At 43.8% G+C, this 16,918-nt stretch carries 15 protein-coding genes; 5 read left to right on the top strand and 10 right to left on the bottom strand.

The window, feature by feature from the left end:
• Positions 1-279 precede the first annotated feature (279 nt).
• The 4 genes from AC1DOV_RS15095 to lepB form a co-directional block, all read right to left on the bottom strand.
• The gene (locus tag AC1DOV_RS15095; protein WP_477550313.1) at positions 280-3,309 is read right to left on the bottom strand and encodes an efflux RND transporter permease subunit; all 3,030 of its coding nucleotides are present in this window, start codon (positions 3,307-3,309) and stop codon (positions 280-282) included.
• A 24-nt stretch (positions 3,310-3,333) separates the two neighbouring features.
• Positions 3,334-4,023 carry a response regulator transcription factor gene (locus AC1DOV_RS15090; RefSeq protein WP_076269246.1) on the bottom strand — a complete coding sequence of 230 codons (690 nt, stop codon included), beginning with the start codon at positions 4,021-4,023 and terminating at the stop codon, positions 3,334-3,336.
• The gene (locus AC1DOV_RS15085; protein ID WP_477511392.1) at positions 4,001-5,479 is read right to left on the bottom strand and encodes a sensor histidine kinase; all 1,479 of its coding nucleotides are present in this window, start codon (positions 5,477-5,479) and stop codon (positions 4,001-4,003) included. Before AC1DOV_RS15085 ends, AC1DOV_RS15090 begins: the two co-directional genes overlap by 23 nt.
• 173 nt (positions 5,480-5,652) lie before the next feature.
• Positions 5,653-6,195, bottom strand: coding sequence for a signal peptidase I (gene lepB / locus AC1DOV_RS15080; protein WP_339209012.1), 543 nt, complete (start codon positions 6,193-6,195; stop codon positions 5,653-5,655).
• A 166-nt stretch (positions 6,196-6,361) separates the two neighbouring features.
• On the opposite strand from lepB, the gene AC1DOV_RS15075 reads away from it, so the two are divergent.
• Entirely contained in the window at positions 6,362-7,573 is a 1,212-nt protein-coding gene (locus AC1DOV_RS15075) for an MFS transporter (RefSeq protein WP_477550312.1), read from the top strand.
• Positions 7,570-8,169 carry an HAD family hydrolase gene (locus AC1DOV_RS15070; RefSeq protein ID WP_477550311.1) on the top strand — a complete coding sequence of 200 codons (600 nt, stop codon included), beginning with the start codon at positions 7,570-7,572 and terminating at the stop codon, positions 8,167-8,169. The genes AC1DOV_RS15075 and AC1DOV_RS15070 overlap by 4 nt, the downstream gene beginning before the upstream one ends.
• Here the strand turns inward: AC1DOV_RS15070 and AC1DOV_RS15065 are convergent.
• Together AC1DOV_RS15065 and AC1DOV_RS15060 are read right to left on the bottom strand one after the other, a co-directional pair.
• Positions 8,143-9,966, bottom strand: coding sequence for an ATP-binding cassette domain-containing protein (locus AC1DOV_RS15065; protein WP_477550310.1), 1,824 nt, complete (start codon positions 9,964-9,966; stop codon positions 8,143-8,145). The genes AC1DOV_RS15070 and AC1DOV_RS15065 overlap by 27 nt on opposite strands.
• Positions 9,956-10,807, bottom strand: coding sequence for an ATP-binding cassette domain-containing protein (locus AC1DOV_RS15060; protein ID WP_477550309.1), 852 nt, complete (start codon positions 10,805-10,807; stop codon positions 9,956-9,958). The genes AC1DOV_RS15065 and AC1DOV_RS15060 overlap by 11 nt, the downstream gene beginning before the upstream one ends.
• Before the next feature lie 122 nt (positions 10,808-10,929).
• On the opposite strand from AC1DOV_RS15060, the gene AC1DOV_RS15055 reads away from it, so the two are divergent.
• Complete coding sequence (locus tag AC1DOV_RS15055) at positions 10,930-11,544, top strand: biotin transporter BioY (protein ID WP_477550308.1); 615 nt, start codon at positions 10,930-10,932, stop codon at positions 11,542-11,544.
• A gap of 105 nt (positions 11,545-11,649) precedes the next feature.
• Here the strand turns inward: AC1DOV_RS15055 and AC1DOV_RS15050 are convergent, their stop codons facing one another.
• From AC1DOV_RS15050 to miaB, 3 genes are all read right to left on the bottom strand, one after another.
• The gene (locus tag AC1DOV_RS15050; protein WP_477550307.1) at positions 11,650-12,168 is read right to left on the bottom strand and encodes a hypothetical protein; all 519 of its coding nucleotides are present in this window, start codon (positions 12,166-12,168) and stop codon (positions 11,650-11,652) included.
• 134 nt (positions 12,169-12,302) lie between these two features.
• Positions 12,303-12,797, bottom strand: coding sequence for a YlbF/YmcA family competence regulator (locus AC1DOV_RS15045; RefSeq protein ID WP_076269237.1), 495 nt, complete (start codon positions 12,795-12,797; stop codon positions 12,303-12,305).
• 23 nt (positions 12,798-12,820) lie between these two features.
• Positions 12,821-14,413: a tRNA (N6-isopentenyl adenosine(37)-C2)-methylthiotransferase MiaB gene (gene miaB, locus AC1DOV_RS15040; RefSeq protein ID WP_477550306.1), complete on the bottom strand. Its 1,593-nt coding sequence runs from the start codon at positions 14,411-14,413 to the stop codon at positions 12,821-12,823.
• A gap of 307 nt (positions 14,414-14,720) precedes the next feature.
• Here miaB and AC1DOV_RS15035 point away from each other — a divergent pair, with 307 nt between their 5' ends.
• Together AC1DOV_RS15035 and dnaN are read left to right on the top strand one after the other, a co-directional pair.
• Complete coding sequence (locus AC1DOV_RS15035) at positions 14,721-14,972, top strand: hypothetical protein (RefSeq protein ID WP_430054882.1); 252 nt, start codon at positions 14,721-14,723, stop codon at positions 14,970-14,972.
• A 15-nt stretch (positions 14,973-14,987) separates the two neighbouring features.
• Positions 14,988-16,118, top strand: coding sequence for a DNA polymerase III subunit beta (dnaN, locus tag AC1DOV_RS15030; RefSeq protein ID WP_477550305.1), 1,131 nt, complete (start codon positions 14,988-14,990; stop codon positions 16,116-16,118).
• A 63-nt stretch (positions 16,119-16,181) separates the two neighbouring features.
• Here dnaN and AC1DOV_RS15025 read toward each other — a convergent pair whose 3' ends face one another.
• Positions 16,182-16,790: a TetR/AcrR family transcriptional regulator gene (locus AC1DOV_RS15025; protein ID WP_441884746.1), complete on the bottom strand. Its 609-nt coding sequence runs from the start codon at positions 16,788-16,790 to the stop codon at positions 16,182-16,184.
• Between the last annotated feature and the right edge of the window lie 128 nt (positions 16,791-16,918).

Raw genomic sequence — 16,918 nt, 5'->3', positions numbered from 1 at the left:
TCAAATTTTGAAGATCGTTCTTAAATTCATTCATCTTAGTAGCCTCCGTTATATGTTCATGTGATTATCATCGGCACTCACAAAATAGGAAATGAAAATGAGAACAACCCAAACTGGTCATATGCCGATAATCGTTCATGACATATACGTATGAAAAAAGCTCCGCTAGTGTTACTAATCCATTTACCTAGTCGCCCATTATGCAAACGGAACAACTAAAAAAAGAGGCTGTCTACAAGGTCAATGACCTTGTGACAGCCTCTCTGCTATCTCGAATCGTTATGCTTCTTCTGCAGTGCGTGGTTTGCGTTTACGGTTCAAGAACTCATAAACGATAGGTACGATAATGAGCGTGAGCAGTGTTGAGCTCGTCAAGCCGCCAATTACGGTAACCGCCATACCTTTAGAAATCAAACCGCCTGATTCGAATCCAAATGCAAGCGGAAGCAATGCACCAACGGTTGCAATCGCCGTCATTAGAATCGGACGAAGACGTGTACCCGCTGCTTCAATAAGTGATTCGCGGACGGAAAGTCCTTCTCTCTCTTTTTGAATAACACGGTCAACAAGGACGATCGCATTCGTGACCACGATACCAATAAGCATCAGGGCACCGATCATTGCGGTAACGCTCAGTGTTTCTCCTGCAATTAACAGTGCTACTAGTGCACCGATAATCGTAAACGGAAGGGAGAACAGAATTGCGAATGGTGTAAGTCCTCCACCAAATGTAATGACAAGCACAAGATAAACGACAGCAATCGCTGCAAGCATTGCTAAGCCTAGCTGCATAAATGACTCATTGATCTGCTCCGTTACTCCGCCCATTTCGATATCGACTCCAGCAGGAAGATCAGTCTCATCAATCATTTTCTGCAATTCTGCCGAAACCTTGCCGACGTCAGATGAAGTTGCATCTGCTGAAATCTCAGCATACATACGACCATCACGTCTTGTTATCGTATTCGGCGATTCACCTTCTTCGATAGTCACGACATCTTTCAAAGCAACTTCAGTACCTAACTGAGTAGTCAATTTTACATTCTCTAGATCTGATTTATTCGTATAGGTTTTTGTATCAACCTTCACATAAACGTTAAATTCCTCGCCATCCACTTCTACTGTCGTCAGAACGGGACGCTCGCGAACCGGACTAAGTGCCATTGCAATCTGGCCTGCTGTTAATCCGTTTTGACTAAGCTTCTCTTGATTAGCTACAAGGCGATACTGCTCATACGTTTCTGATAAGCTGGAATCAATATTTTTCAAATCCTTATGATCTGCAAGCTTCTTCATAAGGTCATCCACGATAGGTTGAACCGTGTTCATATCCGGACCATACACAAGCATCGATATGCCCGATCCGCCAAGACCTCCGCCTCCGAAATCCTGCTGTTTCCATTCGCCTTTGCCGCCTAGCTCTTGCAGCATAGGTACAATTTTTTCTTTCTCAGCAGTAAAACCAGCATAATTCTCATCATAGCTCAAGTTAAACAACGCTTGTTTTGAAGCTCCTGGGCTAAATGGATTTTGGCTGCCGACTGCATATTGCACGACTGTAACACCTTCACGATCGAGCAATTTCTTTTCAGCTTCAAGAGCCATTTTCTCTACCTGTTCAAGTGTTTCTCCAGGTGCTGGATTATAGGAAACAATCATCATTTTCTGTTCGTCGCCAGCGATGAAGCTCGTTCCAATCACTGGGAGCAGGAACAAACTTCCGATAAGTAGAAGTGTTGCTAAACCAAAAGTAACCAATTTATGATCAAGCGACCAGCGAAGTGCACCTTTGTACAATTCCGCTAAGCGGCCCGGCTTATCGTGATGCGCCTTGCCAGCTTTCATCCCTTTGCGGAACATCATATGCGCCAGCATTGGTACAACCGTAATGGCAACAAGCAATGATGCTAGTAGAGCAAATACAATCGTTAATGCAAACGGCAGGAACATTTCACCAATCATGCCCGAAACAAGTCCAAGAGGCAAGAATACGGCTATCGTTACGATTGTGGAAGCCAAAATCGGTACGAACATTTCCTTCGTCGCATCAAGAATTAATTCCTTGCCCTTCATCTTCTCTGTAGGGAGCGCCATTCGACGATATACATTCTCGATAACGACAATCGAGTCATCGATTACCCGCCCAATCGCGACGGTCATCGCACCAAGTGTCATAATGTTCAGTGTAATATCCATCCGACTCAAAATCAGAAGAGCGATCAGGATGGAAAGTGGAATCGAAACAACAGCAATAATCGTGGAACGAATATCGCGCAAGAAAATCATAATGATAATGACAGCGAACAATGCGCCAATTACCGCCTTGCTTAACATCGTGTGAACGGAATCCTCGATCGGCTTGCCTTGATCAAGTGTCGTTACAATAGACAAACCATCATTATTGCCTTCAAGCTCTTTTATTTCTGCTTTTACATTATTAACAACGTCAACCGTATTCGAATCAGCCGCTTTGACTACGTTAAAACCAATGGAGTCTTTGCCATTCGTACGAGAAATAGACTCTGCTTTGCCTACGATGCTTAAATCAGCAACATCGCTAAGCTTAACACCTGGCACGATGACTAAGTTTTTCAAATCACTCTCTGTCGTTATGTTTCCATCAACGACCAGCGCCTTCTCTGTCTCGCCAAATTCATAAATACCTAGCGGTACAGAAATAGCTGACGCTTGGATGATGCCTTTCACCATCTCTTCGGTTAAGCCGATTTGCTTTAGCTTATCCGTTTTGAAGGAAAGTTCACCTTCCTTAACATTTTGTCCAGATACTTGAATGCTCGCTACACCTTCAATACCTTGAAAGCGCGGCAACACATTTTCTTCTATTTCCTTCGTAAGCTGCTCCAAATTCATCTTTTCATTGGAGATACTCATCGCAAGGACAGGGAATGCATTCAAGCTGATCCGTGAAACGGATGGGGTTTGCGTTCCTGTTGGAAGCTTAATCTCGGAGAGGATATTTTTAACTTCCGCTTCCGCCTTTTCCATATCTGTCTCATAGGAGTACTCAATAACGACAGATGAAGCATTCTCATAGGATGTTGAGCTAATGACTTTAACACCTTTAAGATTGCGAGTCCGCTGCTCAATCGGCTTCGTAATTTTCTCCATAACCTCTTCAGGTGCAGCACCCGGCAATACAGTTGTGACGCTTACGATTGGAACCGTAATATCGGGCAATGTTTCCATTTTCATATTCATTCCTGAATAAAGTCCAGCAAATAACACAAGCAGCGTCAAAATCCACAAAGCAAATTTGTTATTAAGCGAAAATCGGATGATGCTCTTCAATCTCTCCCACTCCTCATCTTCTATCTATACTTTAAAACGGTAGCCCACTCCCCAAATTGTTTCTATATATTGAGGTTTGGATGGGTCATGCTCAATTTTCTCACGCAGCCTCCGAATATGAACCGTAACCGTAGCTGCGTCTCCATTTGAATCAAGCCCCCAAATACGTTCAAACAACTCTTCTTTCTCAAACACGCGATTAGGGTGTGAAGCTAAAAGCAGCAGAAGCTCATATTCCTTTGAAGTAAGCATCGCTTCCTGCTCATGTATCATGACTCTTCGTGAAGGCTTATCGATAAACAATCCGCGTATGCGAATATGCTCGCCTCGCTCCCCTTTGTCAGCTGTCAAACGCTCGTAACGAGCCAAATGAGCTTTCACGCGTGCTACCAGCTCACTTGGACTGAAGGGCTTGGTCATATAATCGTCAGCGCCAAGTCCTAATCCTCGTATTTTATCAATATCCTCTTTTTTCGCGGTTACCATCAGCACTGGAATATTGATCGTTTGTCTAATTTGACGACAAATTTCAAAGCCGTCGATTTTAGGAAGCATTACATCTAATATGATAAGATCAAACTTTCCTTCGAGCGCTTTCTCAAGTCCTATATCACCTCTCCCTTCAATTTGAACGTTAAAACCGTAACTTTCCAAGTAATCTCGTTCCAGCTCGGCAATGGCTTTCTCATCTTCAATAATTAGTATGCTCTTCATGACCACCCACCGTTTTGACGGATACTGACTTAGGCAATTTTAGACAGAACAACGCACCTCCATGCTCTGCATTTTCCGCCCAGACCGTACCGCCGTGCCCTTCAATAATTTGTTTGACGATTGCAAGACCGAGACCACTTCCACCTGTCTCTAAATTGCGTGATTGCTCCGCGCGATAGAAACGATCGAAGATATAAGGCAAATCATCCTTCTCAATTCCGGGACCTGAATCCTCAATTTCAATCAGAGCGTGCTCCTCCAGTTCTGTTACTCGAACAACGATGTTATGTTTTTCGAGAACAGAAGATTGTCCCATATACTTGACACAATTGTTCAGTATATTAGTTAAAACACGGCTTAGCTTGTCAGGATCGGCTGCGATCATCAGCGGATCAGAACCATGCTCGATATATTGCAATCCTACCCCTGATTTTTCCAGATCAAATCGCTGCTCATCCAAAAAATATTCTAAGTAGCGTTTAATGTCCATCACTTTAAAATCAAAGGCAACCGTTTGAAGATCAAGCTTCGAGAATAGGAACAGCTCATCAATTAATTGATCCATATCTGTAGCTTTACGATAAATCGTCTCCATGTAGCGCTTCCGCTTTTCATCCGTGTTCGCGATACCGTCCATGATCCCTTCAACATACCCTTTAATCGCAGATATTGGCGTTTTCAAATCATGCGAGATATGAGACAGCAGCATTTTACGGTTTTCTTCATACTGAAGGCTTTGATCAATCGACTGCTTCAATCTTACCCTCATATCCTCAAACGCGATGCTAAGCTGTCCGATTTCACCTTTCGTCGTGGCCTCAACCTTGTGCGACAAATCGCCATCCTTAATTTGTAGAGCTGCGGCTTCTAGTTTCTTAATGGGACGAATGATGCTTCTTGATACAAAGTAAGTAAGCAGCAAGCTCGTTAATCCAATAAAAGCTAAACTGAAAGCTGTGCCGACCGGCCTCCAATAGATAGGAACCGTATCATTTCGCCGGAACAGAACAGCACGACCCTCTCCCCCATCAGGATAAATAAAATCGACGGTACTCGTTTCGAATCGAAATGAATTAAATGCAACCTTCGAAGGCGGCTCGTCCAATAATTGCTGCCAATCAGCATGAACAGCTGACTGTTCCAAGAAAGGCGCTACAGAAGTAATCTTCCCATCCCTGGAAATAAGAAGTCCTGCCCATAGCTTGCCTAACCGCTCTTGAATTTCGGCTACGTATTCCTTCTTCTCGAGCTCACCGGAATCATTGCGAAGCACATAGGATAATTCGCCATACACCAAGGCTTGAAGATAAGGCTCTCTGTTCTCATTTTCATAATAATGACGAACATCCTCAACTCCGCGAGCATAAAAGATAAATATCATAAAAGCACTCATTAATATGATCGGTACAAAAATCATCGCCAAGTATGACATATACAGCTTTACTCGAATGGACAATCCTGTTCACGCCTCGCTGCTGCTTTTTTGTTAAGTGTGTTTCTGTCGTTGTTTCTATGGTTAATCATAACGGCTATTTCTAAACGAATTTGTAACCATTTCTTACAAAAGTATTACGTTTGATGATTTTGTGCATATAATTAATGACGTTTTTATTTAATGCTATAAAATAATTATTCGCTCAGTGTACCGAACTTAGGCAGCGGCCAAATACGGAATACGGCTTTGCCTTCGATGCTGGATCTAGCAATTGGACCAAGTTCACGGCTATCCATACTATGCTCACGATTGTCACCCATAACAAACAGCTGTCCTTCTTTAACTGTAAAAGGCACTGAAACACTGCCAGCTACTGTCTGACCCTTAACATATTGCTCTTCGATTTTTTCGCCATTCAAATATACTTCCCCGTTTTGGATATCAACCACGTCTCCAGGCAAGCCTACGACACGTTTAATTAAACGCAAATCGCTCTCTGGTCCGCTAATAATAACGATGTCGCCGTGACGAGGTTCATGAAGCCGGTAAGACCATTTGTCTTCGATTAATCGTTGTCCAGCGACCAGCGTATTTTGCATAGATACATTATGTACTTCCGATTGAGCATAAACATAGTTTTGGAAAAGCAGCGCTACAACGACGGCAATTCCAAGCGAGACGACCCATTCTCTTACTTCCTTCATCCAGCTTTTTGTTTTGCGTTTTTCTGTTTGCATGAACATTCTCCTCATCAGTAAGTGTTTTTTTTCTTGTAAGAATAATAATAATTGTCTACCTAATACGTTCTTTGCTGTACAAAGTTTTCATTATAGCGCCCAAAATAGGAAGTGACAACCGAACCAGACTTGCGATAAAGTGAAAGCGAAGGGGGCTTCCACAACGATGAATCAAATCTCTGGAGCACAAAGATTGCTTTTTACTACTATAACCATTTTATATTGGACTTCCATGTATGTATATGTCCCTACGCTTTCACCTTACCTTAGTGATCGGGGATTGTCCTTGCCTTTTATCGGCATCGTGCTTGGAAGCTATGGTTTTGTTCAAATGTTCGTAAGATTTCCGCTCGGCATTTTGTCAGATCGTTTCGGAAAGCGCAAGCCTTTCATCCTATTAGGGATGCTAACCGCTGCGATAAGCTGTTTGCTGTTCCTCATCCCTGATTCATGGGTATGGCCGCTTGCTGGCAGATTGATGGCAGGCGTTTGCGCATCTACTTGGGTCGCGTTCACCGTGCTTTACGCCAGCTATTTTGGAGCCGGGCAGACAGGTCGTGCAATGGGCAGTATTAGCGTGATGACGGTATCCGGACAAATGATCGGCATGCTCTTTAGCGGATGGTTAACGGATGGTTTTAGCTCAAGTGCTCCATTTATTGTAGGCGCTGTCATTGCTGTCCTTGGTCTAGTGCTCGCTTTCATGCTGAAAGAGCCTCGCTCGGAGCTCAAAGAACAGCCAGGAATGTCGTTTGCCATGATCAAAAATGTGGTAAAAACTAAAACATTGCTGCAGGTTTCTTTGTTGTCCATCCTTGCTCATGGCATTCTTTTTATAACGATGTTCGGATTTACACCGCTCAAAGCTCAAGAAATGGGTGCAGACGGTCTGAAGCTCACCTTGCTCGTATTTTCTTTTATGCTCCCCCATGCTTTTGCCTCACTCGTTACAGCGAGGTGGTTTACGCCTAAATTCGGCTATTGGGGTACGATTGGCGCTGGCTTTATATTGAGTACCATTTGCACAGGAGCAATGGTGTTTGCGGATTCTTTTGGTGTTCTTGTCGCAACGCAGGCGATTAATGGTTTTGCGCAAGGCTTACATATGCCGCTTCTGCTGGGACTGGCGATTCGAGATGTCGAGCTTCCTGGCCGTGCAACAGCAATGGGCTTATATCAAGCGCTATATGCCATTGGAATGTTCTCTGGACCATTCCTTGCTGGTTGGCTCAATGAAAGCTGGGGATTGAACGGAGGTTTCCTATTTGGCTCGCTGCTTGGAGCTGTCGCATTTGCACTTGTAATCAAGTGGGCAATGTCAGATCGCAAAGCTAAGTTTGCCGCGCGCACGAATCATGCAGAGGAGGTAAGCGGATGATTAAGCCACAGCTCGTGCTCGATATTGGAGGCGTGCTGGCGACAAACCTGTCGCCGCTCTTCTGGCAGCTGTTAGCTGCGGAAGCGATCGTTTCTGAAGAACAACTTTACTCTGAATATAAGCAGCAAATTAGCGAGCGGCTATGGACAGGCCAAATAACAGAGAAACAATTTTGGAGCTGGATTGCTGAATATACGCCAAACTTAACTAGTGCGCTAGCCAGAAGTTTTATCGATAGATGCCTACTGCCGCTTCCTGCCCTTGCAGAAATCGGCAATTGGAATGCTGTTGCTGATATTCATGTGTTAAGCAATCATTTACCTGCATGGGTTGAACCCATCATTACACCTATCAAGCCTTATTTGAAAAGTATCACGATCTCAAGTGAAGCAGCACTCCAAAAACCTCATCCGGCTATTTTTGACAAAGTAAATGAACAGCTGCCGCCTGACAGCTTTGTTTTATTTGTTGATGATCATCCTAAAAACACAAAGCAAGCAGCGCTGCACGGATGGCATACGCTGCTTGCTGATGAAGATGGACGTTGGATTTCGCAGGTACTCCCTCTTTTAAAACAATACAGCAATGAGAAATAGCAGAGAGCCTGCTGCTGCTGCAATACTCATTAGACGAGCATCTGCTCGTCCGAAGCGAAGCCGAAAGCTATAAGTCGGCTTTCGCTTCGCATAACCAAAGCCGCGTGCTTCAAGCGCATCCGCCATTTGCTCCGCAAGACGCAATATTGAACGTACGTAGGGAATAAGAATCGGTAGAAGCCTTTTCATCGGTACCGTCTTAAGAGGCGTAACTGCCTTTCCTCTCGCATGAGCCAGCTTCGCAAACCGCTCCCACTCTCCTGTTAGTAAAGGAATAAACCGAAAAATAAGAGTGACGATGATTGCAAAGGAATGAATGGGCACCTTCAGCCTCTCTAGGAAACCGAAGGTTTGCTCAAGCGAGCGTTGAAGCCGTAGAGGCGTCATCAGCTTTAGCATTGGGAGGCCTAAAAGCATAATCAACAAAAGCTTGCCTAATCGGATAACTATTAGCCAAACCTTGTCCAAATCAAAGGAAAGCGGACGAATGCCAATTCCTGCTATTACGCAAAAAATAATAATCATAATGGCATACGCGCGAATGACTCGTCTCCAAGGCCAAATGAGTGTTCGAAACGGAATTAAAAGCAAAATCGTTGAAACAGCTGCGACCGTTAGCTCCAATGCTGTTTTTTGCGCAAAAATGCTCGCAGATAGAAATAAATAAACGAGTACAAGCGCACGAGGATCAAAATAATTTGAACGCAGCAGAACCGATGGTTTGGCGGCTCCTAATTGAGAAACCTCTGTTATCGTTTTTTCAGCGAGTTTACCTTTTGGTTCTTCTTTTGGTTCTTCTTTTGGTTCTTCTTTTGGTTCTTCTTTTGGTTCTTCTTTTGAAAACGTGTTTGGCTTGTTGTGCTCAGTATCTATGCTGCTTGCTATACCATTTGTTACAACAACGGCTGCTGCTCCTGATTTCTGGCCGGCTCGACTCGCGAGTGCAATGGAAATCGCCGCAGCAAGCTCTTGCGGCGCAGGCCAAGGCACCTCATCCGCGTCTGCGCGCTGGATGAACTGCTCCAGCGGCATAGCCGCTTCCTCGCGCAGCGCGTCCAGCGCGCGAAGCGCCTGCGGCGCAGAGGCGGCATGCGCGATCGCCGCCGCCTTAGCCGCTGCGCGGACCGTGCCGCCGTCAACGACGGCGACCGCGTCCGCCAGCGGCAGCAGCGCGTCGAGGTCGTGCGTTGCCACGACCGCTCCGCGCCCAGCCGCCCTGTGCGCTTCCAGCACCGCGCACAAGCGGCGAATACCGCCGGCGTCTAACCCCGCCGTCGGCTCATCCAGCAGCAGCCAATCCGGCTCACACGCCAATAAGCAGGCGAGTGACAGCCGTCGCTGCTGACCGCCGCTGAGCGTCCATGGATCACGCTCCAACAGCTCCACTGGAAGCCCTACTCTCGCAAGAGCTTCCGCGATTCTCTCCTCGATTATGGATGAATCGAGCTTATATGGCTTGAGAGAATAAACCATTTCTTCTCGTACAGATGACGCAAACCACTGTGACTCCGCATTTTGCATCGATATGCCAAGCTTAAGCACCACTTCTGGATTTAGACGGCTGCGGCGGCCATTCTCCATCCATAGCTGATCGGTGCCCAGCTCAATATTTCCGCTTTGAATCGATCGTATGCCCGCCAATGTCTCAAGCAGCGTTGACTTCCCAGCACCATTTCGCCCGATTAAAAGTGTGATTTCACCTGCTTTGAAGGACGTATGAACTTCTTTTAGCAGCTGTTTTTCATTGTCATTCTCCGCGTGCACGCTAACGCCGCTTAACTGCCAGTCAGCGCCCATATTGCTTCACCGCCTCTGCCAGCATAGTTGCTGTGAACGGAAAAGGCGAAAGCTTCACACCCTGCTCCTCTAACTCCCATGCCACCTGAGCACAATAAGGAGCCTCTAAACCAAGTTGCTCACAAAAACTATCCCTTGCTCCCGCAGCCGATCTAGCAAACCAGGCTTCTACCCCGCCATCGTACATAATCGTACCGGCATTCATCGCAACGATTCGATCTCCCGCCTGCAGCTCCTCCAGCTTCTGCGTAATCCAAATGACCGTAATTCCGGCTTGCTGCAAACTTCTTGTTTGCTCCAGCACAGAGATTGCTGCTTCTGGGTCCAGCATCGCTGTTACCTCATCAAGCACAAGCATGGGCGCTTTTAATGCCAAACACCCCGCAATCGCAACGAGCTGCTTCTGCCCTCCGGATAAGGTTCCAATCGGTTGATGCATTCTCTCACCCATGCCTACTCTTTGCAGCGCATGCTCGGCTTCAGATCGAATACTAGACGCTTCCTGCTCATTCTGCTCCAGCATGACAATAATATCCTCGAGCGGCGTTGCCCCGATCATCGCTGCCTCAGGCTGCTGCATAACAATTGGAATCGGCTTCCCCTTTGCAGCAGTATGAATGTTCCTTAAGACTTGGCCGCTGACGCCTGCAACCCGAAAACCAGCAGCTACTTTCGCAACTGTGCTTTTCCCGCTTCCATTGCAGCCAAGCAGAGAAATCCATTCTCCCTCTTTTATAACAAGCGAAATATCTTTTATTATTGGTTTCCGTTTTTGTCCTTCACCTATTGCCGGAGGCGTAACGGTAACCTGCTTCAATTGTACCTGATTGCTCTGATTCAAAAAATTTCACCCAACCTCTTCCCGAAAACGATAGGCTATGCTACAATTCGATTTGTTAACCTTTTTTAAATATAAATGGTTAACAATATTATCGCAAGTACATAAAGGAGACTAACATCATTATGCAAACCAGCAACATTCGCTCACTCGTCTTTATTTCTTTGTTCGCAGCTTTGTTTATCGTCATGAGCTCTTTGACAATTAAGTTCGGCGGCTCATTCGTCCCGATTACTCTTCAAACCTTAGCTGTTGGATTAGCAGGCCTCTTTCTGACGCCGCGCAACGCTTTCCTCAGCATATTTATCGTCATTTTGCTTGCTGCTATCGGCCTGCCGCTATTTAGCGGGCAAGGCGGTATCCCTCATCTTACAGGACCTACTGGCGGCTTTATATTTGCCTTCCCGTTCTGTTCGCTATTGGTTAGCCTAGCGATTGGCGGATTTCTACGCAGTAACATGTCCAAAGGAAATCAAGCCTTAGCTTTTATTGTTTTTTTCATCATTTTCGAGCTATTCAGCTCCATCACCTCATACATTCCAGGAATTCCATGGCTTATGAATTCTCTGGACCTTTCGTTCCAGAAAGCGATGACGGTCGGATTCTATCCGTTCATTATCGGTGATGCACTAAAATCATTGGCAGGCGCTATTTTAGCAACCTCTTTAACACCTTACATTGTCCACATACGCTCGTCAACCGTAAGAAATAGCGAAGAGAAAACAACTTTTAATGTTTAAAACCGCTGTTCTATGAAAGCAAAAAACCGCTTTATCCGATTATGCATTTTGAATCGGAATATAGCGGTTTTTGTTTTAGACATCTACTTTGAAATGCCTCGCGAGTTACTTTCCTAAAGTTCTTAAAATGTTCCCGCGATATTCAGTATCCTTTTCTTTCAATTCAAAAACCTTATTCTGTACCGATATATTCATATATAATTCGCAATACAAATCAAGTTCATTATTATCATCGAAAAAGACCTTAAACTTAATATCTTCATTTGCAATATTTCTAGGGTCACCCTCTAGTGCAAAACATGTAAATGAGATTTCATCATCACACTTTAACTCTCCCTCATTGCCATAAAGCTCCAACAAAGCCGTAATGAACGCATCTGATTCTTTACCAATTGATTTAAGAGTTATTCCCTCAAAATAAAATGCCTCTTGATTGATTTCTCCCTGATTCCATCCAGGAATCATATCCTTGTTTATTAGCACTTCGAAGCCAACAATTTCATTTCCATATTGACCATGAACAAGAAAATAATTTCGATGATTTATCACATGACTTTCAATGATATCGAATTCTAAATCCTGAAAATCATCTTCAGTGTTTTGGTTTATTTCTCTATATTTCATTTGGAATAATCCCTTCCGCTTGTTATGTTAATTTGAAAAAAGTTACATTTCATATGTAAAAATGAAAGCCGCATGTCTGCATCCCAAAAAAGGAGCTGCAAAACATACGGCTTATAATGCTAGTCTAGCTTATTTTAGTCGCTGCACTCTTCAGGAGCTGGCTCTGACGCATCCTCAACGTTGATTTTCTCAGACACGGTATCACGGATGATCGAAATAACGAGCTGAAGCAAATAATTGATGTCGCTTTGACTTTGTTGGAACTCGGACACGATAGGAATGCCATCAAGCTCGTCCTGCAGCTCTTCCATTTCGCCTTCGATCTTTTTAACCATGTCAGCATTTTTGAAAGTGGTTTCGAAAGCAACAACTTCCTTTTGTTTTTTCTTAATTTTTGTAATCAACTGCTGCACGCGCTCATTGCCGTTAATTTGCAGCTCTGCGCGGCGGTAGTGCTGTACTTCCTCTGAAGTAAAGATGAGATTTGCTAATTCTTTCGCTTTTTTCGAAATATCTTCACGTACGATGAGATCGCGAGTATGGAAACTCGGAATTCCACAGCCTTCGCCATGCTCATGATCATGGTCACATTGCGCTGCTTGATTATCTGCTGTATGCTGCTCTGCCATTTGTCATCTCTCCTGTTTTACCGTTAGCTAACGGCTTCTTGTGCATCCTGTTCTATTCTTTCGGCTTTGATATACCAAGTTTGTGCCTCAGTAACCTTAGCCATAATAAACTGGCCAACCCATTCCTTTGGACCTTCCAAATGCACTAATTTATTCGTACGCGTCCGTCCAGAAAGGACATTAGCGTTGTTTTTGCTTTCGCCTTCAATGAGAACCTCGACAATTTCGCCGCGAAGCTGCTCATTCTTTTCTCTCGCATTTGCAGCAAGCTGTGCATTGAGACGCTGCAGACGAGCTTTTTTCACCTCTAGCGGAACATTATCTTCCATACTAGCGGCAGGTGTACCCTCACGCGGAGAGTAAAGGAAAGTATAAGCCGAATCAAAGCCAACTTCTTTCACCAGCGTCATCGTATCCTCGAACTGCTCGTCTGTTTCACCAGGGAAACCGACGATTATATCTGAAGTGAGCATTGCACCCGGTATTGCTTTTTTAATTTTAGCAACCAGCTCTAGATACATCTCGCGAGAATACTTGCGGCTCATTCGTTTCAATATTTCGGTGCTGCCGGACTGTACAGGCAAATGAATATGCTCAACCAAATTGCCTCCTGTTCCAAGCACCTCAATCAAATGATCGTCAAAATCACGCGGATGGCTCGTCATAAAGCGAATACGCGGAATGTCAATTTTGGACATATCATGCATCAGATCGCCAAAGCGATAGTTGATGTCCTCAAAATCCTTGCCGTAAGCATTAACATTTTGCCCAAGCAATGTAATTTCTTTAAATCCTCGTCTAGCTAAGTCGCGCACTTCAGCAATGACATCTTCTGGACGTCTGCTGCGCTCTTTCCCGCGTGTATATGGCACGATGCAATACGTACAAAACTTATCGCATCCGTACATAATATTAACCCAAGCACGCATTCCTTCGCGTTTCTTAGGCATATTTTCGATAATATCGCCTTCCTTGGACCATACCTCAACGACCAGTTCTTTACTGAAATAAGCATTTTGCAGCAAGTACGGAAGTCTATGAATGTTATGCGTACCAAAGATCATATCTACAAACGAATGCTTTTGCAAAATACGTCCTACAACCGATTCTTCCTGTGACATACAGCCGCAAACACCTAACAGCAAATCCGGTTTCTCCGTCTTCAGCGCTTTCAAATGGCCAAGCTCTCCAAACACTTTATCTTCAGCATTCTCACGAATGGCACATGTATTAAGTAAGATCACATCTGCAAGATTTCGATCCTCCGTAGCTATATAACCCATTTCTTCGAACATGCCCTTCATGACTTCGGTATCATGCTCGTTCATTTGGCAGCCATACGTTTGGATTAAATAAAACTTTCCTATACCCATCGATCGAAGCTCAGCAGGAATCGCAAAGTCATAATGCACCTCGATATCCTCTTTGCCCCGCTTCTTCTCATCCTTGTGATTAGGAGCAGAGTTGATTTGTATATTCCGACCTTTAATTCGAACGGTAGTCATGCCATCTTCTTCTCGTAAAATCTTTGCATCCGAAAAATCGAAATACTTGGAGTAGTCCTTAACACCCGTGCCAGATTTTAAGTCTGGTGTGCTTTTGGTCTCCTTCGTCATAGGGATTCACTTCCTTTATCTGCAATTTCCTTAATCAATTATATTTATTCATTTGAACATATCAATTAGAAATTATATCATAACGCCCCCGCCTAATCCATCACAAGCAAATCAAAAAAAGCTTATAGAAATGGTTTCTTTCTTTTACTATCATTTTTATTGCAATGTATAGTCAAATGGCAGTCATTCAAATGGACATTGATTAATGTTTTATAACTCACATTGCAATGTCATAATTTACATGCTAAAGTTAATATATAGATTATTGATTAGAGTAACCTTATTCAAACGAAAAAGGAGTAGTTTTATGGCTGGAAAAAAGATCAAAATTGCTGTGCCCGACGAAGAAGGACAGGTTTCCATCATGTTTTCCCGTGGAGGACCTCGTGCTGGAGCCGGAAGAAAAGGATTTGGGGAAACTAAAAAAATTTCTTTAACGCTCACCAATGAGGTCTGGAGCGAGCTTGAAAATCAGTGCAAAACATCTGGTCTCTCCAGATCTGAAGTAATTCGCGGAATAATAGAGTCATCATTAAATACACACGACAAATTATTGTAAAGACGGGTGACAATCATGCTTGTTGAAGTGAGACAGCAATCGTTGCATATTGGACTTCAGCATATTGCTGCTGGTTTGGCCTTAAGAGCAGTTTCCCCTATTCTTTCAGGCATTAAAATGCAAGCCGGAGCCCATGGTCTTTCTCTCACAGCCTGCAATGCATCTATGGCTCTACAATATAATATCCCTTATCATTGTGACCAGCTTAAAATTGATAGAGAAGGAAGTACAGTTATCCCCGCTCGTCTTTTGCTCGATATTGTCCGCAGTTTTTCAACTGAAAGCAAAGTAAAACTCGCAGAGTTAAAACATAATTTTATACATATTGAATCAGATCATTCTATATACAGTCTGGCTACAATGGATGTTTCACAATTTCCAGATATGCGCAGCTTGGAGAATAAAGCTAAATATCAAATCGATAATATAGCGTTTAAAAAGATTGTGAAGCAAGTTTCGTTTGCAGCATCCACTTCTGAAGCGAAACCGATATTGACAGGCATTTCTTGTCAAACCATAAATGGAAAGCTGAGGCTTTCTGCTACCGATGGCGTTCGGCTTGCTACAAGCACCTCAAATCTAAGTGAAAACAGCTCTGATTCAGTTCCGTTTGTTATTCCAGCAAAACATTTGTCCGATTATTCTAAAATGTTGTCAGATGGATCTAGCAAAACACAAATTACGATTTCAGACCAGGTCATTTCCTTCAACACATTAAATTTCAGTATGCAATCGCTGCTTATTCAAGGCACATTTCCTGTAGTTGAAAGATTGGTGCCACAAACCTTTTCAACCGAAATAACGATGAACACTGCCCCTTTTCTTCGGGCCGTCCAACGCGTCAGCTTGCTCGTTAGTGATACACATGCCATCGGGATGCGCATTTCATCTTGTGAAGTCGAATTATTTGCAACAGCAGCTGAGATAGGCGATGTCTCGGAAAAGTTCGCTATTAGCCCTATTTTTGGTGAGCCGCTTGTTGTTTTTTTCAATGGAAAATATATGAGAGATATTTTGCAAGCGATTGACAGCACACAAGTGTTGTTGCGATTTACAGGAAAAAATAAACCGATCTTAGTTAGGCCGACCAACAACGAAGATACACTATACATTATTTCTCCAGTGCTGACTGCGCATCAGCTATAATTTCAAGACAAATAAAAGAGAGAACAGCATATACGCTGTCCTCTCTTTTACATTACTAAACAATTAACGAAATAAAGGATCAATAAATGTCTTGCAAAACCGGTCCTGTATTTCTTCACAAGTGTAGCCCATCACGTACCGCAATTGCCTAAACGTATGCGGGGATTGAATGGATATAAAGGAATGAGCAGCATAACAAGGATCAATAGGCTTAATTTGCTCTTTCTCCATTGCTTCCTCAAACAAGCTGCGCAGGACAGTATGCAAATAAAGATAAGGGGGTGATTGGAAAAAATCACCTTTAGGATGTTCAAGTTCGATTTTATTAAAAGATTGCATCACGCCAAGCCATTTCGATTCCTTATCGATAAACGCTATAATTTTGCGCATAACTCCGCTCAATCGCTCGTGTACGGACAGCATAGCCTCTTCTGTCAAATACGCGTCGATCTCATTGATGAAAATTTCAAAATTCTCTTTCATCATATCCATACACAAATCACCTTTGTTGGAATACCTCCGGTACAAGGTGCCTTGTCCAATACCGACTGATTTGGCGATTTGATGCATACTGACCGATTCTACCCCATGCTCCGTAAACAAGTGATTAGCCGTACGCAAAATCGCTTTGCTGAGCGCTTGTTTCGTTCTGCTGTTTTCTGGTGCAGTCATCGTTCCTATCTCCTTTTTCCGCGTTTACAAATCTTACGATTGACAATTGCCCCATTCGTCTTTATTATTCAGTAATGCGGACAATTGTCCGCTCATAGAAGCGGTCACCTTTTATTGTAGCCTGCTGG

This window comes from Paenibacillus sp. 01T47, from assembly GCF_056398245.1.
This window is presented reverse-complemented; position numbering and strand designations above follow the sequence as displayed.